Raw genomic sequence first — 18,907 nt, 5'->3', positions numbered from 1 at the left:
GCTACCTCAGACTCTGTTGAAACTTGAACGCCATGCCATCGTTGACGGTTTTGGACGTGGTGCCGGTGTCGATTGAGCTTGGGACAATCACCGCCTTGCAGGCCGCTTTGATCAACGTCACCGCTGCACCGACAGCAGCCCCTGCGCGCAGAGGGGGGGTGATTTCAAAGGTCGGGGTGATGCCCGTGCTTGCCGTCGTCACCGAGGCTGTGAACACCCGGTGCAATGCACGGCGCACGGGAGATGTGCTGTAATCAAAAGCCAGATAGTCGCCACGGCTCAGTTTGTAACCGATGGGCAAACTTTGCAGGCGGATGTCGCGGTTGTTGGCCCCGACGGTATGCAGAGTGGGGGCCGATGCACCCAGAATACTGCCGGTCGGGTCCAGCAAGGGGGCTGGGCGGCGGGTGTCATAGGCATAAAACGACCGCGCTGGCCCGCGCAACAAATCCAACAGACCCTGCGCCATTGCCGCTTCTGTCAGCAGCATCGTGCCAAGCCGCACATCGCCGGTCCAGAGCATCGGGGCGAGATCGGCGCGCAGCAACTCGCCGCCGCCCGTGGTGTTCATTTCGACCAGCTCAGGACAGTCGAATTTGAGGCTCTTGATCAGCAGCTGATCAAAGAAGGTCGCGGTATCGAGGGGAAAACTGACGGCCATTTCTTAACGCCCTTGCACACGTTGATTGTCGATCACGTCCATCACACGGGTGGGCAAAATCTCGCGGTCATGCAACTCGATGCCGTATTGAACGCCCTCGGCCACCATCTGACGGATTTCGGCATTGCCCGTGGCCCCATGGATATGGATGTGCTGCTCCAACACCCGCTTGCCAGACCCTGACCCGGTCGCATCACTGCCGTCTGCGTTAGACGACGCGGCACTGGACGCGCGCCACGACATCGGGGCCGATGATCCGACACCGATTCCGCCGCCATCCGCAAAGGCCCGAGGACGATTGGCGCCGATGAAGTCGATCAAGCTGCCAATCGGCACGCCCGCGTTGATCGCCTCCAGCAGAGGTAGGGCATTAGCGGTAGCAGCGGCGTTGACGATGTATTCCCCGGTTGAGACCGCGATCAGGTGGTTGTCCTCACGCGGGCCACCAACACCGCCAATCCGCCCGCCATCGGCTTTCTTGGGCGCGCCGCCAAAGATCGAGCCCACCAGGTTGCCAAGCCACCCGCCACCGCCTTTGCCCCCAGACCCGGAAAAGATCATATCAAAGGCCGAACTTGCAGCCATTTCGGCCATTTTGCCGATGATCTGGCCAAGCGCATCCTTGAAGCTGTGTGCGCCGGTGATCCAGCCGGTGAAGGCGGATTTCATGGTGGATTTCAGCTCGTCCTCTGCCTGCTTCACCGCATCCAGAGCGGTTTTTTCGGCCATGCGCGTGCGGATCAGCGCCTCAAGCTCCGCCCTCTGCTTCGGCGTTGCATCCGTAAGCTGTTTGGACTTTTCCAGCAGCTCACGCTTCACCGGGTCCGTCTCGCGCAGCACGGCCAGCTCGCGCTCTTCAGCCCGGATCAGTTCAAGAACGCTGTCGGTCTCGGCCTTCTTGCCACCGCCGCCGCCACCCGTTTTGCCAGCGCCGCCGCTAATGATTGGCGGCGGCTCATAACGCCCAGGAAGGTCGGACAAATCGCCAAAGCCAAGGCCACCACTGCCGTTGACACCAACCGCGCCGACACCGCCAAAGGTGTAGCGCGATGATCCAGTGACTGCTGTAGGTCGCTTTGACGCAAGACCCAGCAAGCCAATAGCATGTTGCAGCGATATCCCAAGGTTCGCAGCCAACATCTGAGCCTGTGCAGAGGCCGCACCGATTCCCGCAGCCATATTGACCGAGGCAATGCCGCGCGCCGCGTCCCATGCCTGCATCAATTCATCGGCTTGGGTGCCCGCGATACCCTGCGAGGCCAGCAGCGCCACCTGTGCCTCACGCTCGGCACCAGCCCGAGCATAAGCGACCTCAAGGCTGTCTGCGCCATATTTAGCCGTCAGTTTGACGATCTCTGCCTCTTGCTGCAGGGACGTAAGCAAGGTCGTTGCTGCGGTCTTTGCATCAGCTTGGCGCTGCCGCTCAATCAGTGCGATCTGACTCTCAGCCGCCGCTCGCATATCAATGGCTTGATCGCCTTGCCGCGCGATGTTGAGCCGCTGAATTTCCGCCTCAACGGCGGCGCGGATTTGCTGCGCTTCAACAGCCCGCACCTGGACGCTTTGCGCTCCATAACGCAGCTTGGCTTCGGCCAGCGCATTTTCGCGCTCGGCTGCAGCGATGGATTCGGCAGCTGACTGCCGTGCCGCCGCTGCCTGCAACCGCGCCCGTGCATCCGCAGCCGGATCGCGTTTCAGCCGATCAAGGGCGGTCGGGCCACCCATGCGGTCGTTTTCGATCCCCGCCGCACGCTCAAGCTCAATGCGCTGGCGGTTCTGTTCCGCCTCGGCTGCTGCAATGCGATTAACCGCAGCCTCCGTCTGCAGCAGCTTTTCATAGTAGGAGGCCTGCGCCCCGGTCATCTGACCGATGCTGCCTGCGGCTGCGACCAGTTCCGCCTTGAGCGCCTGAACCGCTGCGAGTTGGCTGCGCGTGCCATCGGCAGTGCCGAGAGCAGTTAGCCCTTGCTGAAACCGCTGGATGGCAGGATCAATGTAACCCTCGCCGCCCGTCGCGCGGGTGCGGACCTGCTTGACGCCAAGCAGATCGCCGACATTACCTTTTTCGGTCGAATTCCAGCCTGCCGCCAACTCGTCCTTCAGCGCGGCCGTCGTGGCCCCCAGATCCTGCAACGCTTTAATGCGGGCGAGCGCCGTCAGGTTTTCCTGCAACCTGACGATCTCCGCGTTCAGCCCACCAAAATCCTTGGTGACGTCGGTAACACTGCGACCGGCAATCTGAGAAAACGCGCCAGCCGATTTGGTGAGGTCTTCAATGGCGTCTTCTGCGCTTTTGGCCTCGCCCACCATGCCGACAAGCGCGGAAACCACCACTGCGCCTAGCGCAATGGCCCCCATCGTCACGAGGTTCATCGGCGACAGCATCCCCAAAAGAGCGGCTTTCAGGGATTTGCCCACGGGCTCGCCCTTCGCCTTCATCGAATCGAACACTTGGGTGATCTGGGTGCCTTGCTGCACCGCCAGCATCAACGGGTTTTGACCCGCTGCGAGCATGACACCAATGTCGTTGAACTGGAAACCAAGCTGGGCGACCGACTGTGCGGCGCTGCCTGCGTTCCTTGAGACGCCCGCCAAAACCGGAGACATGCTTTGCGCCGCCCGCGCCCGCGCTTGAGCAGCACCAGTGGCTGTCAGCGCGCCGTCACGCTCCGCATCCGCAATTGCCAGCAGTTCCTGCTCGTAACGACGGCTGGCTGCAAATAGCGGATCAAACCGCGCACGGGTCTCGTCAAGGGCGCGACCGTGTGCCAGCTCGGCCGCCACACTGGATTGCGTGGCCGATGCCAAGCCGGTGGAAACCGCGATCATCTGTTGCAAGGCGGTGGTCTGCTGCGCTACCGCCGATGTAGCCGAGGTCGAGGCCGCGGCGAGCTGGGTGATACCAGCCGCACCGCGCCCTGTGGCTTGACCCGCCGCCGTTGCACCCGCACCCAGTTTTTCGATTTCACCGCGCAGGCCAGCGGCTTCAGCACGCGCGGCGGCGGCTTTAAGCTCGACAAACATACTAACGCGCATGTCACCCACGGCGGTTTAGCTCCTCAATAGCGCCGCCCTCGATGGCGCGCACATCTGCCCAAGTCTCGGGCGTTATGGTCAGTCCGGCGAGATCGAGCCCATCGCGGGCAGCGCCATAGTCGAGGCCGACCCAGATCACTTTCGCCCCGCCGGGCCCAGAAAGCGGGATGCTGCGCCATTGGCTCGACACCGCACACCACGCCTGCCACCCCGGCAAATGATCCTCCCAAAGCCCATCGGCGTGCACGGCATCGTCGGTTTCAATCGTCAGGCCAAAAGCGCGGGCGGATTCGGCCAGACGGTCCTGATCTGTGGGGCCGCGTTTGTCGTGGGCGAAATCACCGCGCGCCCAACCGGCACCCGCCCAGATCAGTTTCCCCGGCGCAGGCCCGCGAGCTCCTGCGCATAAGTGTCAATGATGGCCCGACGCACGGCCATGTCGCTCAGCAGGGCCGCCCGATTTTCCGCGTTGACATCGAAAGGTGCGTCAGTGCTGTCGACCAGCCCTTCCCAGCCGGTGAACATCTTGTCGATGTAAGCATCTTCGCCCTCGACAGTACCGAGCTTCAGCTCCTTCAGAGCCCCACGATCCAGCGCCACAAAGTGACCGACAAAGCTGTCGTCAGCGGCAGCGTCACCGGGATAAACCACTTTTACAGTGGCCTTAAACGGGCGGTTTTTGACAATTTTCATGGGGCGATCCTTAGGTAAAAGCCAGAGACGCTTGGTCGTTGCCAGCGGCGGCGACGGGCAGCGGCACGCCAGCGAGGGTGTTTTCGACGATGCCGTCCTGATCATCGAGCCCTTCAGGACGCTGGATCTGAACAGCCGGCATATTGAGCGTGCAGATCTTGCCCGCCCCAGTGCCGTGGACCAGCACGATTGCGGCCGTGCTTGCCGCTGCTGCCAGTGCAACTGGGTTGAAGGTGCCAAGCGCCGGGGTCTCGATGGTGAACTTAATCGACTCTTTGGCATCGGTGATGATGATCGATTCCGACCCGATCAAGAACCTCGGCTTAACCTCCGCGCCCGCGTCGAAGGTGAAGCTGCGCAGGACGAGCGATATGCCGCCAAAGGTAAAGGTCGGGGTATTGGCCGAGGTTGCGACCTGTGGGATTTGGGTCAGTTGCGTGCCCAGCGTGACGGTTGGGATTGCCACCGCTGTGGGTGCAGCCCAGAGACCTGTCATCTCGAAGGCCAGCACGACGATGCCCTGCGCATTCAACTTGTAAGTGAAGGTGCCACGCGCCCCGACCAACTTGTAAAGCTGGCCGTCCAGGTACCAATAGATCGTGCAACTTTCTTGCACCCCAGAATGCGGGGTGTAGGTCACCGAAATGACGCCGTTGATCACCTGCGCCCATTTGCAGGCGCGGATCAAAGGACCGAAAGCCGGGGGCGTGCCCGCGACACCAGAGCCTTTCAGTTCAACCTCAAACGAGATCGACATGTGCAAGCCGACCGGCACCGTCGCATCGGCGGCGAAATATGGCCGATCATAGTCGCGTTTTACGTCCGTACCCTTCATCGGGTTGATCTTGACGTTCTGCCCAAGGATCGCGTTGGCAGCGCCGGTTGGGACCGGGTCGGTGCCGTAAACCGTCTCAGGCTTCACCAGAAGGGCTTGGAGCCGCATGAACATATCAGACTTCCTTTTCGGTCAAAGCCGGGTCAGCGACACGGGCAGAGCGGGCGGGCTTTGTGGGTGCAGCCTCAACCGGAGCGGTTGCGACGGCTTCAGCTTCGGCCTCTTCGACAATCGGGTTGCCTTCCTCATCGACACGGGTCAGCGAGCCATCGGCGTTGCGAATGTAGCTGCCGCCCGAAGTGGGCAGGGGATGGTCGGGGGTGTTCATGGTTGGGCTCCGATCAGATAGCGGCTGGTTTGCCACGTTTGGATGTAAAGGCTGACGCCATTGGGCAGGCCCGAGCCTTCGCCACTGGTGAGCGAACACGGATCGCCCCCTTCGGCGGGTGACCAGCCTGCGAGGGTCTGTTCGACCTCGTTTTTCAGGGCATCGAACCGCAGGGCGCGCTCGATGCCGCGCGGATCGCCATGCTGGCGAAACACCATCGCGACGAGGAATTGCGCATCGACCTTTTGCATATGACCGCCGGTCGCATAGCGTGGAGCCATCGCCCGTTCGCGGTAAGGCACCACAAACAGCGCGCCGTCATCGGCGGCGGTGGCGCGGCCCGCGATGGCCTCAACATCTTCGGAGATGCCAACCGAGATGAATTTCCCGCTGTCGAGCAGGCGTTGATACAGGATGTTCAGCACAGCCAGTCCCTCAAACCAGAGAAATGGGGCGATGGCACATCCGACAGAAAGCTGCCCGAGGTCGGGGTGGGTTCAGTTCCTGACGCATCAGGCAGCGCCACCAGACCGCGCGCCACATCCTTCAACCCACTGATCGCGTCCTTATAATCGGCGGTGACATATTCCGGCGGGCCGTTGCGGTGAAGAAAATGCCGTGCGATGGAAACCGCCCAGGTGCGCAAAATCGGCGGGGTCGATGACAGCGGCAGGGTGTATTTCGTGCGAACGTAACCGTTGACGATATTGTCCGCGTGCATCAGCGCCGCATCGACAACCGGCGCATCCGGTGTGCCATCACGGTCGCGGTCAGCGGTTTGGCGGATTTCGTCCGCGCCCGCCCGATCAATCAGGTCACTGAGGGATGCATAGGTCATATCAGCCCACCAAGCTGCACACGGCCGGAGAGCCGAGTTCGCCATCGCAAGCCACACCGCCAACCCGACGGCCGTTCAAGGCATGCGCCAACCAGCGCGCCCGAAAATAGCCGACGTTCGGCGCGATGCGTAGGCGGTAGGCCGCGCGCATTGAGGCGATCCAGCTGCTCAGAAAGCTGAACAGCCGGATAATGATCCTATCGATGTGGCTAAAATCGAAGATGAAGAACCTCATTCGGTCGCCTCTGCGGATGCGTTGACAGCCGAAAGGCGCTCGCGCAGGGCATAACCTTCAAGCGGCCACATCTGGCGGATCGCATCTTCGCGGGCGAAACGGCGACCGACTTCGGCGTCAAAGTTGCCAGCGTCGGCTGGCGCGCTTTTGCCAACCAGCGAAAAACCGTTCTGCAACACGATCACGCAAATCGTGAGGTGGGGCATCGCCGACGGATTGAAGAATTCTTCCTTTTCGACCTTCGCGAGCATTCCCTCCAGCGTGACCCGATTTGCGGTCTTTTGAACGGAAGCGGCCAACGCATCGCCGACTTGAAGACTATCCATCAGATACCTGCCTTTGACGTTTGGGGGAAAGTGGCTGGGACCGAAGGGGACAACGGCCCCAGCCAAGGTGCTGTCGTTGAACGATCAGCTAATCGCTGCGCCCTTTTTGCTGGCGGTCTTGGCGACGGGGGTATTCACGATGACAGCAGGTGCTGCCTGCAAAGCGGCGATGTCGGCCTCGGCAACCGTCAGCTTTTCGGCCAGATCGGCAGAATTCTGACGCTCGGCGGTGAGCAGCTTGCCGGTTTCATCAAGGCGCGACAGAAGTTCAACCGCTTTGGCGTCCGCTTCGTCCCGCGCCATGGTCAACGTTTCGACGTCGATCACCAGTTGTCTTGCCTCGGCTTGAAGGTCTTCAACGGCAGACTTGAAGGGTTGCACGAGCTTGCCCGCCTCGGCAACGACAGCAGCCTCAAAGGCGTCCTGGTCGAAAGACGCCGCAGCCGGCTGATCAGGTGCAACGTCAGCGACAGGAGCAAGCGACACGATCACACCCGCCTCTTTGAGAAGCTCGAGCTCAGCCGCCGAAACCGACTGAACACCGGCCATTAGGACGCGCAGGTCCACCTTGGTCGGTGAACTCAGGGTAACTTCGATCCGGTCATCCATCAGACTGAAGCCCCCGTGAACAGGAAGCCACCCTCAGCGCCGGTGATGTAGGCGCGGCGCTCGGCTTTGATCGGGTAAATCCAGCTGTCGTTGTTGCGCTCGGCGTAGGGCACTTCGACGTGCGGATAGCCCTTCAGCTCGTAGGTGTAGCCATAGGACGGCACTTGATAGGTGTCACCGGCCATCGGCACATAGGCGAGGATCGCATCCAAGCCCCAGATGTCGGTTGCCATCACCGAGTCGTCCGCCGTCTCGGGCAGGTAAACAGCGGTGCCGACGACCACCTTTTTCAAGTTGAAGAACGCCGCCAGCATTTCAGCCGTGATGCTTTCTTTCGAGGTGTACTTGAACTGGTCTTTGACCTTCGGGTGGCGGCACAGCGCGTTGAACACCTTCGGGCCGAGCGTCAAGGTGTTGGCGTAGCGCCCGATGGAGCCACGGATCGCCTCGTTGGCGTTGGTGATGTCCGCCGCCGGGTCCGAGGTGCCGTCCGACCACTTCGCCGCACCAGCGAGGGTCAGTTTGTGGTTGGCGTCATAGTTCGCGACGTTGCGCGCCATGGTGGCGCAATCATATTCAAGGCCGAGATCGATGGCATCCATCACCATGTTGATCGCTGCAGAGCCCAAGTCGATGCCCGGCACGCCAGCGGCTTCCTCTTGGTGCTCGAACGGCACGACGCCCTCCAGAGCGTCTTGGGTCAGTGAAACACCGTCGGAGGCATAGCCATATTGCACACGCTTTTTATCAGCGCCGGGCGCACGCTTGGTGTTCAGCATGCGGAAGGCTTCTTTGCCAAACCGGATGATGCGCATCGAGCGGTTGGGGATCGTCACGCGCGGGAACAAGAACTGCGCGACAAAATCGGCATTGCGATAACCGCGCGCGTGGGTCGACAAGATCGGGTCGATGACGGCGGCGGTCCGGGTATTTACGGGAGCCATAGGGGTTCTTCCTTAGCTAAGTTTGAGAACGGTGACGAATTCGCCGTCGGCTGCGGCAGTGAGCGCGCGACCGATGGGATTGGCGGGCGTGGCACCGACGACCTTCACGCCACCGGCAGCGGCAGACATGACGCGCGCACCAAGGGTGATTGCGCCCACCGCTTTGACGCACAGTACGCCCAACGCGATGATCCCGGTCGGTTGACCGATTTCGGTGCTGGGGCTTTTCGCGCCACCCAGCACGAGGGCGTCATCGGCGGTGACTTTTGCGCCATCAAAGCCGATCAGGTCATAGGCGTTGAAAAGGCCGGTGGAGACGACGGTGACCGTCAGGACTTCTTGATAAAACTGCATGGGTTCCTCGGGGGTTGCGGGTCAGGAAACGGCGCGCACGGCGGCGAGATATGCGGTGCCGGGATGCTCGGCTTGGAAGCGAACCGCCTTGGCATGCAGCTCGAGCCCGGCGCTATCGACGGCCTGACCGTCAGCCGAAAACGCAGCTTCGCCGACTTGCGGGGGCGCATTGGACAAATCGACTTCGCCGAAGTTGACGATCTTCGGCTGTTCCGACAGGATCTGGCGCAGAGCCGCACCGGGGGTCAGCTTCTCGCCACCCTCGGCAAAGCTGACAGCGGCATGACCGGGCAGCACGTTCAAGACAGCGATCAGCTTGTCCTTCAGCACGGGCAGCAAACGACCATCGGTGACGAGGTTTTCGGCGAAGGTGGCGTTTTCGGATTGGGCAATTTCTGCCTCGCGGGCCAGCAAATTGGCTTCGCGGGTGGCAAAGTCAGCCTCGCGCGCGGCGAAGGCGGGATTGGGCTGGGTCACAGCAGGCTCCTTAGGTTTGGGGGGAATGACGACGGGAGCGGTGAAGCCGACGCGACCGTCTTGGCCGGTGATTTCCATGTCGCCAAGCCATTCAATGCGATAACCGGGCAGCGCCTTGTCAGCGTCTTCCATGCCGAATTTCTCAATCAGGAACTCGCGGATTGCCCGAAACAGGCTGGCGGTTTCCTCAAACCCACGCTCGCCGAAGGCGGCGGCAAAGGTGACGACATCAGCCGATTGCGCGAAGGCCACATTCTTCAGGCCAGCGACGGCCGGGGCGGCACCACCGAGAAAACCGACGTGCTTGGGATACCAAGTGCCGGGCACCGGGTTTGCCGCTGCTGTCGGCGGGAAGAATGACATGCTGACCTTTTTGTAGCGACCAGCCTTCACCGCATCGGAAAATGCCGGGTCGATCTCGCCGACATTGGCGAACAGACGATCCTTGGCGGTATCGAAGTCAAACGACTGCACCCAGCCATAGGCGGGCGCGTCGGTGGTCGGGTGACCTACGACAACCGGCACGGGGGCGTTCTCAAAGTCATAGGCATCCGCGACAGCGCGCAAATCGGCGGCAGAATAGGTCAGGGCAGCGCCCTGCATCGGCGTAAAAGTGCCGGGGCGGAAAACCTCAATACGGGCAGTCAGGGGTTTGGGGGGCATCGGTCCATCCAGCGGTTACTGGATCAACCATGCAGGGTCGCGCGAAGCAAAACGCCCGGACACGAGGTCCGGGCAGAATGTTTCTTTTTGCAGCTTTGGCAACAGGATGACAGACGCGGGCGGTCGGTCAAGCCCGAACATGGGCACAGCGCGTTTCTAACGGGGGGTTAACGGGGGTATTGCCCTGTGCGCGGGGGATTGCCGCACAAGCATTGCCGCCCGCGCCCTGTGGCGCGCTTATCGCAGCCCCGATTTACGCCTCGCCAAGCCATGCATCTGCCAATTCAATGATCTCGGCCTCGTCAGCTTCCGACACCCCGATATACGGTCGCGCCGGGATGTCTCCCCATGGCAAGTGATGGAAATGATCCCGGCCCAGCTTGTCTTTGCCCATGAACGCCCCGAACGCACCTTGCGCCGCACCAAGCTGATGAACGCCAGCGTATTCGACCGGCGAACCGATTCTGACGCCACCATCCTCGATCTGATAACGGATCGATGCGCTAAGGCGCTTTGATACAGTGAGGATTTTGGTCGAAGTCTGTCCCAGCTTAATCCGACGTTGCAGGGTCGATGGCCGCAATGGCTGCCAAGATGTACCATCAGGCGCGGCTTCACGGTCAAAGTTCGACTTGGCCGAGTTGACCAGGTGCTCGCCGACCGCTTTGTAGAACGGCGTCGGATTTTCCATGCGATCAACCAGATCGCTGATCCGCTCGCGGGCCGCCAGTTCATCAATCTCAACCGTGAAGGTCACGCCTGCCATCTTGAAATTCCCTTGGTTTTGGCCTATTTTAATTGTGTCGGCAACGCGGCGAGTGGTGATCCTCCTGGGAGCTCCCCGACATGACGGTCCAAATCACCTTGGGCCGTCATTTTCTTTTCCAGATCAGCTTGCCACCACGGCGCACATCAAGCCCTTTGAACGGCTCACCGGTTGACCCTGCTGTGGGATAAACCGTGGTTTCTTCCCACCATTTCCGACCGATCTGGAATGCGGCCATAAAGCCCAAATCCGGGTAAGCCCGAATGTAGCGCCGATCCAGCCAGATATCCGATGCAGCCCGGTTTGCCGGGTTGGCCTTTTCGATCAGGCCTATCCAGATTTCGTCGGGATCAAGGATTATCTCGGCCATCAGCGCCGCATAGATTTCGCGCCCGCGCTTCAGGGCCTTGAATTCGCCATCGCGGGTCCGCAACATTTGATCCGAAATCGGCATCCGCACGCCCGCCGCATCGGTGAACAGCACACCCCGGCCGATCTCCGCGCCGAAAGGCTTCAGGAAGGCCGTCACATAGTCTTCGACCGGCAAATCCGGGGGCAAGAGCATGGCGGCGGTTGGTCGTGCGCGCGCAAGCAGGTCGGCAATCGGCTCCGGCGTGTCGATGGACACCAACTGGCGCAGACCAGGAGCGGCACCACCCGCCTCGTCGATCAGCGCGGATGGCACCAAGCCACGTTCCCACAGATTGCCGGGCATGTAATCCCAACCATATCCGATTCCGGCGGGCTGCATGATCATCTGCCTAGAGGCGGGGTCGATCACCGGCATCACCGCATCACGCGGGGCTTCATCGGGGCCATCTTTGCCAAGGCGGCGCAGATCGCCGCGCGACAGCGACTTCACGCCACAGCTGCACAGCCAGTCATTCGGCGGGAAATGGGTATCCCACCACGGATCATCCCAGCGCAAAACGAGGCCATTCCAATCAGTGTGCAGCTTGCGCGGCGTCACCGGAATGCGGCTATCGGCATGGACATACTGCCAAAATGGGCGCAGCTTCACCACATCCGGGTCGCGCATCTGCTTCAGGCGACCGGCCATGAAGCTGGTGCGCATGTTCGTCTCGAAAATCGTGCGGATGCGCCAATCGCGCTCGCCGCGATAATCCCAGCCATACTTTTCGACAAGGCGGTCAAAATCAGCAGCGAAATCTTCAACCCGACCGCCATTGGCAGCATGACCCGCCAGCGCATCCTGAAACTCCTCAAGCATCGCCACATCCGTTGCACCCGCGATGACGAAGGACCGATCATGGTTGCCTTGCAGCGTGTCGAGCCATCCTTTGCTCGGCGTCGGACGTTTTTGCCGTAGGAAATCGACCTGTTCGCGGAAGGTCAGGCTGACGGCCGTCGCTGCAAAACTTGCAGAAGCCTCGCCATCCTGAAACGCGGCTTCGCGCCCGGAATAGGCGGCAAGCTCCATCGCTTCTGACAGCTGCTTTGCCAGCGCATCGGGCGTCCAGCTCGCCGCCAAGGTCACAAGGTTGGTGCGCGCCTGATCAAGAGTGTCGGCGGTGACCGCCTGACGGATCGCCTCGATGCGCTTGCCAAAGAGGCGCTTGGTCTTCTGAACCAGCTGGTCGGTGATCAGATCAACTGGCCCGTCCTCGGCGGCAAAGCAGCAATGATCATGCTGCGGGAGTTTTTTTTTGAGCCGTCGGCAAAGGCTGCGGGATTATCGACTGAGCCTGCGGGCGGTTTTGCCCCGCGCGACGGTGTAGCGGAGGCAAACGCCCTACGTGCGATCACCAGTTGGTCGATTGAGGCTTCGGCCATACGGGTGACAACCTCGAAGCCCATAAGGAACTCGCGCGCTTGGGCGTCGTCCTCGATGCGCGCGGCCAAAGTCAGAATCGCGACCAGCGTATCAACCTCGGCGGCTTCCGCTTCGGCCATCGCCTTGCGGGCGGCAGCGCGCGCGGTCGCACTTTCCTGACGCTCCCGGCTGACCTTCGGCACGCCAGCGCCGGGCACGTTATACTCGACGATCCATCGGATCAGCGTGTCACTCAGGCTGTCGGTCAGCAAATCAGCATCGCTGTCGACCAGCATGTCGAGCATGTCGGCATGGGTTTCTGACGCCGCCTTTGATCCCGATTTTCCTATATCGGTGGTCAGCGTCTCGCCGGTGACGCAGATCGAAATCTGCTTATCCCAATAACTGAGGAATTCCTGATAGCTCACCGAGCCGCCCCGTGCGGCCTCAAGGAAGGATACGTCGGTGCCGATGGGCACGGTGATCGCCGAACTGGTGCGGATCGACGTCAGAGAATTGAGCAAGCGGCGCTGTTCTTCGCTGATCGTGCCATAGGGTGTTTTCCCAATGACCGTGGGCCCAGCGAACTTGTCGAGAAAGTGCAGCCAGAACGCCACCCCTTCACGCTTAAACAGCACCGGCCAGAACAACCGAGAACCGACCCCGAGGCCATAGGGATTGTTGCCTTTGACGCCATGCCGGTGAACGATGAACTTGCGTTCCGGCAATTCGATACCGTCGCGCATGTTTGCCCAGGTGAGCAAGCGCGGTCGCCAGTCCTGCCCGAACGCAAAGCGGCGCTGATCGTGCGATTTGACCTGGGCGGGCACAATCCGATTGCCCTTGCGCGCCCAGACCACTTCCGAGATCGCAAAGCCCTTCAAGGTTGCATCAAGCAGGTCTTCGCAAATCCGGTCAAACGGGATCGATGCCAGGATTTCGCGCACCACCTCGACCGCCTGTTGATCCAGTTCGGAATCGGAGGCGGCAGTAACGGCCCATTCCCGCGCCGTCAGGCTGGAGCGGCGCTTTTGCAGCATCGCCCCGGCATGGGGGTCTTGTGCCACCTCGTCATAGATCTTCAGGCCTTTGCCGCCGCCGCGCTTGATCAGCGTATCGTCGGCATGCTGCAAAGCCCCGTTGAAAAACGGGATGGTGATGTCGTTGGTCGCGTTGGCGATCATCGTGCGGGCTTCAACCGGCAAATTCGTGCGGGATGTACCTGCAGCAAAAGCGGCGTTGCGGCGGTCTTTCTTGCGGCTCATAGCCTGTAATCTCCGTATGAATCGCGCGCGCTGTCATTAGCCGTCAACAGATGCCCGCCGCCGCCCGCCGAAGCCCCGCCCGAATAGAGCAGGGCATTCTGCCAAAGCATGTCGAGCGCATCTGGGCCGTCGTCGTGATCGGCATTCGGCCATTGCTGCAACTGGTCGATCAGGGTTTGCTGTGTCGGATGCAGCCGGATCAGCCCGGCCGAGATCGGCGGCTGCAGCCGTTCGATGCGCAGGTTCTTGTCGCTGTTCGGGATGATCGGGATTGCCGAGATGCCGACGCCCTGCTTTGCCGCCTCGATCATCAGCGTGGTGCGCAGAAACTCTTGGAACTGCACCGATTCCACGAACCAAAGCAGGCACCGATAATCGCGCTGCATTTTGATAGTGTCAGAAATGATGATGTCCGGCAGGCGCTTGCGGATAGATGCCTCCACCACATCCATCTTACCGGTCAGCCGATCCATGCCGCCAATCAGGATTGCTGACGGATCGCGGCCATTGCCCTTTTTGCCCAGCGACGGGTCGATCGCGCCGAAATGCACCCATTCACGCATCGGCTGGACCCAATATGTCAGCTTGCCGAAGGGGTTTCCCTCACTCAGCGGCTTGTTCTGGTATTCGGTCTGGAAAGCATCGTGCGAGGCCGCGCGCTCCAGCATCAGGAACAAGAGGGACTGGATGCCGGGCCAGTTGACGACAGCGCCCGCGTCCATTTCCGCCTGATTGGCGTGATAGAAGGCGGTGGCGGCTTCTTCGCCGTCGTTGTTGTAAGCCTCTTCAAATTGGTCCCAAAGGTCCATGCGATCCGGCCATTTGACCACGGCTTGGAACTCGGTCACCCGCCAAACTGGCGATTTGGCGGCGCGCACCAGCACCGCGTCGAAATGCAGCACGGTGCCAACCCAGATCACATGCATAGACCCATCGGGCGGGCCGACCTTCAGCGCCGCCCTTGAAATCCATGTTTCCAGCTTTTTGCGCTGATCCGGGTTGCGCACCGCCTCGTCGTTTTCCAGATCATCGAAAAACATCAGATCGGGGCGATATGGACCATGCCGTCTGCCTCGGATCTTCTGCAAAGCACCCAAGCCTTCGACGCGGATGTGGGTGCGGGTGACGATTTCACCCTCACGCCACACGCGGCCTTGCCCACAAGCGTCAGGAAAATCATGGCTCAGGCGCGGGTTGGTGGTGAGTTCGGCCTTCAGCGCCTCAATCAGCAGTGCCGCCTGCGCATAAACATCGCAGACCTCAAGGCAATAGCGGGTCTTGCCGAGCACGATGCAATAGAGCGCAAAACCTAACGACAGGTGGGTCGATTTGGACGAACCACGCGGGGCTATGAACAGATCCCGCACGCCCTTCTTGCTGGCGAGGATTTCCGGCACGCGGGCGAAAATATGCTTGTGAAACAAACTATGCTCGCCGCGAACATAATGCGGCAGATAGGTTTCCAAGAAATACTGGAAACCATCTTCAGCGCGCACGCGGCGCAACCGTTCAGCTTTGGCGGCGGCATCGGCGGGGAAGTCATCGACGCTGAGTTCAATCCAGCGGGAAAAATCGCCTGCCATGGCGGCGAGGCGATCTTTGAAATCCTTCTTGCTGACAGCCGCCTTCAGCTGCGGACGCTTCATGACGTGTAAAGCCCAGCCAAACGTTCACCGAAAGGTTCGATGATCTCCAAGATCGCAGCGGCGTGCTGCGGGAAATTCTGACGCACGAACTCCAGCAAGTGCCCCATCACATCCTGGGCGACACCAAGCTCGGAGATTTTCGGAGCCAGCTTGCGCGCAGCCGACGTCATCTTGGTCATCGCGTCAGCCAGCGCCACCAAGTGCTGAACTTTGGCTGCGGTGTTGAGTTCGGGATTGTCGCGGATGTCATCCAGCAGGGATTGCGCCATGATCATGAAGTCTTCGACAACCGAAGACACCACGGTCTCAATGCCTTCACCGGCGATCACCGAGGCGGTGCGCGCCTTATCCCAATCATCGCCGTCATCCTTGGCAGCTTTCTTCCAACGCCCGAAGGTCGCTTCGCTGATGCCATAAGCAATCGAGATCGTGGAACCGGTCATCCGGCGATAGATGTAATCGCCGCGCGCTTTGCGGCGGGCGTCTTCACGCGGCGTCATTGAAATCCACCCTTCAGTGCAAAGGTCAGAGCGGCCAAGATCAGTGCGCCCGCAACCAAGCGAATGACCCAAGTAATGCCGTCCTGAATTTTCGTGAGCGACTTTTCGATGTTCACTGCACGCACCTTCTCCTCGGCGGTATTGACTTCCAGCCGGTTGATACGCCCATCATGCAGGTCTAACCGCTGATGGGCATTTTGCAGCCGCTCTACGAATTGCGAAATATCAGTCACTTAAGAGCCTTTCTGCTCGATAGCGGCCTTCAGGCCGTCTTGCCGTTGCGGTGGTCTTCCACCCGCGCTTGACCCACACGCCACGATTGCCAAGCGATGAAGATGCCCGCTGCAAGGATCACGCAGCCGCCGATCAACCCGTGATCCGCAAACAGCTTTTGAATCGCGTCCGATTGCCCGGTGATCTGCGACACAGCGCCGGTGAGCTGATCGATGACGGCAATCGCGCCGCCGCCGCCGACCAGCGTGCCGACGACCGCGTTGGCAATCGACGCGCTGGCGATCCGGCTACCACCCGCCGACAGGCTGGCCAGCGTGGCCATAGCGCGCTGCGGCGCAATGACACGGCGCTTGGCGACCAGCATCGCCTCACGCGACAATGCGCCAAACACGCCGTCAGCAATCAGATGGTTGTCGGCTTGAAAAGCCAAGACCGCCGCCCGCGTGCGCGCGCCGAAATCACCATCAAAAGCCCCGGCGAAATAGCCCAAGCGCGAGAGAGATTGCTGCAAATCGGTAACCAGGTCACCCTTGTTGCCCAATAGAAGGGAAGCCAGTTTGGTTTCCAGCACCTCGATCCCGTGCCCGTCAAGTGTCGGAATGGCCAGTTGTTTGGCGAAGCTGGCGAACGCGACCGTTGGCAACATGCCCTTGCTGCTCAGTTCCAAAACATCGCGGTAGCTGTAGACCGGGCAGGCCTTGGCGGCGACTTCGCAATGGCCGTGGAAGGACACACGCCCCTGATAGGCCGCATTGATCTGGTGGCAGAGCCCCCTCAAAGTGGCAAATTGAGCCTCAGTGAACTTTTCGACCGACAGGCCATGCAAACAGATCGCAATGGTGCCGACGTTGTTACTTTCCTGAGCAGCCGGGATTTTCTCGATATCGCGGCCGAGTTCGAGCGTGCCATCTTTGCGGATGAAATAGTGATAGCCGACGCCGGACCAACCCCGTTCTTTATGCCATGCATCCATCGTGGCGACGTTGTCATGGGCGGGATTGTCGGATGCCGAGCAATGCACGAAAACACGATTGACCGAACGGGCGGGCTTTTTGAAGGTGTAGGACACGGGTGGGCAACCTTGATCAGAGGGAAAGCGCTATGATCGGGGTATGCCTCGCGCGTGGGGTGCGAGTTGCCCGGACATCAGGTCCGGTCTGATGATTATTCTGAAAAAAGATCGGGTTGGCGGTTATCATCGCGGCGATTTGCCACCCGACGAACGTGTCGGGTAGAGACGCCCAAAGCCCGCGCAATCGAAGCGCGATCCATGCCGCGCGCTTCCATCCGCATCACGTCGGCCCGCACCGATTTTGGCGCACGGGCATGGGGGACGTAGATCTGGTTCCCCGACAGGAACTGGCATAGCGCAAGCGCATCGGTTTCACCAAGAGCCAAAATGACGGGATGGTCGGCCTTGGGTGCAACCGGAAACTTCACCTCCAGCCCGCCGAAGTGCTGGATCAATGCAAGCGCCACCCGCATGCCAAGCGTTTCCGCGACATCGACCAGCGACATCGGCAAAGCGTCAGCATTGATGGGCAGCTGCTGTGTCATTCCGCTGCAAACCTCATACCGAAGGTGCTGCGAGCGGTGACTTCCGTGGCTGCATCGCGGGCCATAATCTGGCCCAGCAACTGCTGGCGGTAGGCATCCAGCGAAATGGGGTGGTGTTTGCCCTTCGAGCGCTTCGGCAGCCCGTAGCGCCGGGCGCTTTGACTAACACTCGCATCTGGACAGCCATAAAGCGCGGCAATATCCGCAACTCGCACATTAGCCTGCCAGAGTGGCGCGAGCATTTCGCGGGGGATGACTTCCCGCCGACCTTCCGGGCGTGCTGGCAGTTGCAATTTTTTGGCGCGCGCCCATAGCCCGACCCGCGACAGACCAACCGACCTCGCAGCCTCGGCCGAGCTCATCGACAGATCCAGCCAAGCGCGCCGGATTTGGACGTCAGGAATTGCCTTATCCATCGGCTCGCCTCTTGGCTTTGCCGCGCTGTTCCATCTTTTTCAATGCTTCGATGATCGGCGTGGCCTGCGCATAATCCAGCATGTCAGGATCGACCGCGACGGAAGCATCGCCAAATGCCACGAACCGCTTGCAGAATGCCCGCAGCGCCGGGCGCGATGCATCTTCGATCACACCCAACTGATAGCAGGATTTCCACAGCGCATGGATCAACCGCACATAGGGCTTCACCGAGGCGGGCAGTTTGCGCCCACCCGATTTTACGCGGAAACCGAGGCGCTTCAATTCGTCAAGAACGTCAAGTTTCTGACGCTCGGTCATGACGCGCAAACTAGCCCTACCCGTCACGCGGGCAAGCATGGCGCGATAATCGTCCTCGACCATGTCCAGCTGGGCCTTGGCGATGTTGATTATGGCGGTGCTGTTCATGCGCGGCCCTCCGGTGCCGGAAGTGCCAGAAGGCGTGGCCGTTTTGTTTTTGCGGCGCGGAGTGCTTTGATCGCGCCCTGAAGCCTGTCCAGTGCCTCAATGGCATATCCCATTTCAACAGCAGAGCTGAATGTGACCTCCAGTTTCAGAGTATGCAGGCCCGACCGTGATCCCGCGCTGAACGACTTCAGCTCCCCTGCGCTTTCCGAGTGAAGGCAGAAGTATCCTGAATCGAAATCTGTCATTCTTGCACCTTAACTGCGCTGGGGGCTGCTGATTTAGGGCGGGCAAACTCAATCGCCGCTGCCAAATCCTTCTGAAGC

25 protein-coding genes are annotated in these 18,907 nt (G+C 60.7%); all 25 read right to left on the bottom strand.

Annotation, left to right across the window (positions count from 1 at the left end):
• Position 1: 1 nt before the first annotated feature.
• Complete coding sequence (locus ACS5RD_RS17885) at positions 2-661, bottom strand: hypothetical protein (protein WP_489928512.1); 660 nt, start codon at positions 659-661, stop codon at positions 2-4.
• A 3-nt stretch (positions 662-664) separates the two neighbouring features.
• Positions 665-3,697, bottom strand: a complete 3,033-nt coding sequence (locus ACS5RD_RS17880; RefSeq protein WP_489928511.1) for a phage tail length tape measure family protein — start codon at positions 3,695-3,697, stop codon at positions 665-667.
• A gap of 1 nt (position 3,698) precedes the next feature.
• A complete protein-coding gene (locus ACS5RD_RS17875) occupies positions 3,699-3,944 on the bottom strand; it encodes a DUF1799 domain-containing protein (protein WP_489928510.1) in 246 nt (81 codons plus the stop codon).
• A gap of 122 nt (positions 3,945-4,066) precedes the next feature.
• Complete coding sequence (locus ACS5RD_RS17870) at positions 4,067-4,390, bottom strand: hypothetical protein (protein ID WP_489928509.1); 324 nt, start codon at positions 4,388-4,390, stop codon at positions 4,067-4,069.
• 10 nt (positions 4,391-4,400) lie between these two features.
• Entirely contained in the window at positions 4,401-5,339 is a 939-nt protein-coding gene (locus ACS5RD_RS17865) for a phage tail tube protein (RefSeq protein WP_489928508.1), read from the bottom strand.
• Position 5,340: 1 nt separating this feature from the next.
• Entirely contained in the window at positions 5,341-5,553 is a 213-nt protein-coding gene (locus tag ACS5RD_RS17860) for a hypothetical protein (RefSeq protein WP_489928507.1), read from the bottom strand.
• Positions 5,550-5,978, bottom strand: a complete 429-nt coding sequence (locus tag ACS5RD_RS17855; RefSeq protein ID WP_489928506.1) for a phage tail terminator protein — start codon at positions 5,976-5,978, stop codon at positions 5,550-5,552. The genes ACS5RD_RS17860 and ACS5RD_RS17855 overlap by 4 nt, the downstream gene beginning before the upstream one ends.
• Positions 5,972-6,391, bottom strand: coding sequence for a gp436 family protein (locus ACS5RD_RS17850; protein ID WP_489928505.1), 420 nt, complete (start codon positions 6,389-6,391; stop codon positions 5,972-5,974). The genes ACS5RD_RS17855 and ACS5RD_RS17850 overlap by 7 nt, the downstream gene beginning before the upstream one ends.
• A gap of 1 nt (position 6,392) precedes the next feature.
• Positions 6,393-6,626: a hypothetical protein gene (locus ACS5RD_RS17845; protein WP_489928504.1), complete on the bottom strand. Its 234-nt coding sequence runs from the start codon at positions 6,624-6,626 to the stop codon at positions 6,393-6,395.
• The gene (locus tag ACS5RD_RS17840) at positions 6,623-6,952 is read right to left on the bottom strand and encodes a Gp49 family protein (protein WP_489928503.1); all 330 of its coding nucleotides are present in this window, start codon (positions 6,950-6,952) and stop codon (positions 6,623-6,625) included. The genes ACS5RD_RS17845 and ACS5RD_RS17840 overlap by 4 nt, the downstream gene beginning before the upstream one ends.
• A gap of 84 nt (positions 6,953-7,036) precedes the next feature.
• Positions 7,037-7,561 carry a hypothetical protein gene (locus ACS5RD_RS17835; protein WP_489928502.1) on the bottom strand — a complete coding sequence of 175 codons (525 nt, stop codon included), beginning with the start codon at positions 7,559-7,561 and terminating at the stop codon, positions 7,037-7,039.
• On the bottom strand, positions 7,561-8,505 hold the full coding sequence (locus ACS5RD_RS17830) for a major capsid protein (RefSeq protein WP_489928501.1): 945 nt from the start codon (positions 8,503-8,505) through the stop codon (positions 7,561-7,563). Before ACS5RD_RS17830 ends, ACS5RD_RS17835 begins: the two co-directional genes overlap by 1 nt.
• A gap of 12 nt (positions 8,506-8,517) precedes the next feature.
• Positions 8,518-8,859, bottom strand: a complete 342-nt coding sequence (locus ACS5RD_RS17825; protein WP_489928500.1) for a capsid cement protein — start codon at positions 8,857-8,859, stop codon at positions 8,518-8,520.
• A gap of 21 nt (positions 8,860-8,880) precedes the next feature.
• The gene (locus ACS5RD_RS17820) at positions 8,881-9,999 is read right to left on the bottom strand and encodes a hypothetical protein (protein ID WP_489928499.1); all 1,119 of its coding nucleotides are present in this window, start codon (positions 9,997-9,999) and stop codon (positions 8,881-8,883) included.
• A gap of 253 nt (positions 10,000-10,252) precedes the next feature.
• Entirely contained in the window at positions 10,253-10,765 is a 513-nt protein-coding gene (locus tag ACS5RD_RS17815) for a phage virion morphogenesis protein (protein ID WP_489928498.1), read from the bottom strand.
• Between the two features lie 106 nt (positions 10,766-10,871).
• Complete coding sequence (locus ACS5RD_RS17810) at positions 10,872-12,263, bottom strand: PBECR2 nuclease fold domain-containing protein (protein WP_489928497.1); 1,392 nt, start codon at positions 12,261-12,263, stop codon at positions 10,872-10,874.
• Between the two features lie 107 nt (positions 12,264-12,370).
• Positions 12,371-13,804 carry a phage portal protein family protein gene (locus ACS5RD_RS17805; RefSeq protein ID WP_489928496.1) on the bottom strand — a complete coding sequence of 478 codons (1,434 nt, stop codon included), beginning with the start codon at positions 13,802-13,804 and terminating at the stop codon, positions 12,371-12,373.
• The gene (gene terL / locus ACS5RD_RS17800) at positions 13,801-15,450 is read right to left on the bottom strand and encodes a phage terminase large subunit (protein WP_489928495.1); all 1,650 of its coding nucleotides are present in this window, start codon (positions 15,448-15,450) and stop codon (positions 13,801-13,803) included. Before terL ends, ACS5RD_RS17805 begins: the two co-directional genes overlap by 4 nt.
• The gene (locus ACS5RD_RS17795) at positions 15,447-15,950 is read right to left on the bottom strand and encodes a DUF1804 family protein (protein WP_489928494.1); all 504 of its coding nucleotides are present in this window, start codon (positions 15,948-15,950) and stop codon (positions 15,447-15,449) included. Before ACS5RD_RS17795 ends, terL begins: the two co-directional genes overlap by 4 nt.
• Positions 15,947-16,183, bottom strand: coding sequence for a hemolysin XhlA family protein (locus ACS5RD_RS17790; RefSeq protein WP_489928493.1), 237 nt, complete (start codon positions 16,181-16,183; stop codon positions 15,947-15,949). The genes ACS5RD_RS17795 and ACS5RD_RS17790 overlap by 4 nt, the downstream gene beginning before the upstream one ends.
• Positions 16,184-16,212: 29 nt before the next feature.
• Positions 16,213-17,253 carry a peptidoglycan recognition protein family protein gene (locus tag ACS5RD_RS17785; RefSeq protein WP_489928492.1) on the bottom strand — a complete coding sequence of 347 codons (1,041 nt, stop codon included), beginning with the start codon at positions 17,251-17,253 and terminating at the stop codon, positions 16,213-16,215.
• Between the two features lie 95 nt (positions 17,254-17,348).
• On the bottom strand, positions 17,349-17,741 hold the full coding sequence (locus ACS5RD_RS17780; protein WP_489928491.1) for a Mor transcription activator family protein: 393 nt from the start codon (positions 17,739-17,741) through the stop codon (positions 17,349-17,351).
• Entirely contained in the window at positions 17,738-18,157 is a 420-nt protein-coding gene (locus tag ACS5RD_RS17775; protein WP_489928490.1) for a hypothetical protein, read from the bottom strand. The genes ACS5RD_RS17780 and ACS5RD_RS17775 overlap by 4 nt, the downstream gene beginning before the upstream one ends.
• Positions 18,150-18,584 carry a phage protein GemA/Gp16 family protein gene (locus ACS5RD_RS17770; RefSeq protein WP_489928489.1) on the bottom strand — a complete coding sequence of 145 codons (435 nt, stop codon included), beginning with the start codon at positions 18,582-18,584 and terminating at the stop codon, positions 18,150-18,152. Before ACS5RD_RS17770 ends, ACS5RD_RS17775 begins: the two co-directional genes overlap by 8 nt.
• A complete protein-coding gene (locus tag ACS5RD_RS17765) occupies positions 18,581-18,829 on the bottom strand; it encodes a hypothetical protein (protein ID WP_489928488.1) in 249 nt (82 codons plus the stop codon). Before ACS5RD_RS17765 ends, ACS5RD_RS17770 begins: the two co-directional genes overlap by 4 nt.
• Positions 18,830-18,907: the final 78 nt, after the last annotated feature.

It is taken from the genome of Cypionkella sp. PAMC25878, assembly GCF_058135695.1.
The sequence above is the reverse complement of the archived record's forward strand: the minus strand, read 5'-3'. Positions and strand labels throughout refer to the sequence as shown.

Bases quoted from the DNA above. Each gene is read 5' to 3' on its own strand.
- terL (WP_489928495.1), bottom strand. From the start codon at position 15,450: ATGAAGCGTCCGCAGCTGAAGGCGGCTGTCAGCAAGAAGGATTTCAAA.
- ACS5RD_RS17805 (WP_489928496.1), bottom strand. From the start codon at position 13,804: ATGAGCCGCAAGAAAGACCGCCGCAACGCCGCTTTTGCTGCAGGTACA.
- ACS5RD_RS17780 (WP_489928491.1), bottom strand. From the start codon at position 17,741: ATGACACAGCAGCTGCCCATCAATGCTGACGCTTTGCCGATGTCGCTG.
- ACS5RD_RS17815 (WP_489928498.1), bottom strand. From the start codon at position 10,765: ATGGCAGGCGTGACCTTCACGGTTGAGATTGATGAACTGGCGGCCCGC.
- ACS5RD_RS17820 (WP_489928499.1), bottom strand. From the start codon at position 9,999: ATGCCCCCCAAACCCCTGACTGCCCGTATTGAGGTTTTCCGCCCCGGC.
- ACS5RD_RS17835 (WP_489928502.1), bottom strand. From the start codon at position 7,561: ATGGATGACCGGATCGAAGTTACCCTGAGTTCACCGACCAAGGTGGAC.
- ACS5RD_RS17845 (WP_489928504.1), bottom strand. From the start codon at position 6,626: ATGAGGTTCTTCATCTTCGATTTTAGCCACATCGATAGGATCATTATC.
- ACS5RD_RS17795 (WP_489928494.1), bottom strand. From the start codon at position 15,950: ATGACGCCGCGTGAAGACGCCCGCCGCAAAGCGCGCGGCGATTACATC.
- ACS5RD_RS17850 (WP_489928505.1), bottom strand. From the start codon at position 6,391: ATGACCTATGCATCCCTCAGTGACCTGATTGATCGGGCGGGCGCGGAC.
- ACS5RD_RS17860 (WP_489928507.1), bottom strand. From the start codon at position 5,553: ATGAACACCCCCGACCATCCCCTGCCCACTTCGGGCGGCAGCTACATT.
- ACS5RD_RS17870 (WP_489928509.1), bottom strand. From the start codon at position 4,390: ATGAAAATTGTCAAAAACCGCCCGTTTAAGGCCACTGTAAAAGTGGTT.
- ACS5RD_RS17830 (WP_489928501.1), bottom strand. From the start codon at position 8,505: ATGGCTCCCGTAAATACCCGGACCGCCGCCGTCATCGACCCGATCTTG.
- ACS5RD_RS17770 (WP_489928489.1), bottom strand. From the start codon at position 18,584: ATGAACAGCACCGCCATAATCAACATCGCCAAGGCCCAGCTGGACATG.
- ACS5RD_RS17885 (WP_489928512.1), bottom strand. From the start codon at position 661: ATGGCCGTCAGTTTTCCCCTCGATACCGCGACCTTCTTTGATCAGCTG.
- ACS5RD_RS17880 (WP_489928511.1), bottom strand. From the start codon at position 3,697: ATGCGCGTTAGTATGTTTGTCGAGCTTAAAGCCGCCGCCGCGCGTGCT.
- ACS5RD_RS17775 (WP_489928490.1), bottom strand. From the start codon at position 18,157: ATGGATAAGGCAATTCCTGACGTCCAAATCCGGCGCGCTTGGCTGGAT.
- ACS5RD_RS17825 (WP_489928500.1), bottom strand. From the start codon at position 8,859: ATGCAGTTTTATCAAGAAGTCCTGACGGTCACCGTCGTCTCCACCGGC.
- ACS5RD_RS17765 (WP_489928488.1), bottom strand. From the start codon at position 18,829: ATGACAGATTTCGATTCAGGATACTTCTGCCTTCACTCGGAAAGCGCA.
- ACS5RD_RS17840 (WP_489928503.1), bottom strand. From the start codon at position 6,952: ATGGATAGTCTTCAAGTCGGCGATGCGTTGGCCGCTTCCGTTCAAAAG.
- ACS5RD_RS17865 (WP_489928508.1), bottom strand. From the start codon at position 5,339: ATGTTCATGCGGCTCCAAGCCCTTCTGGTGAAGCCTGAGACGGTTTAC.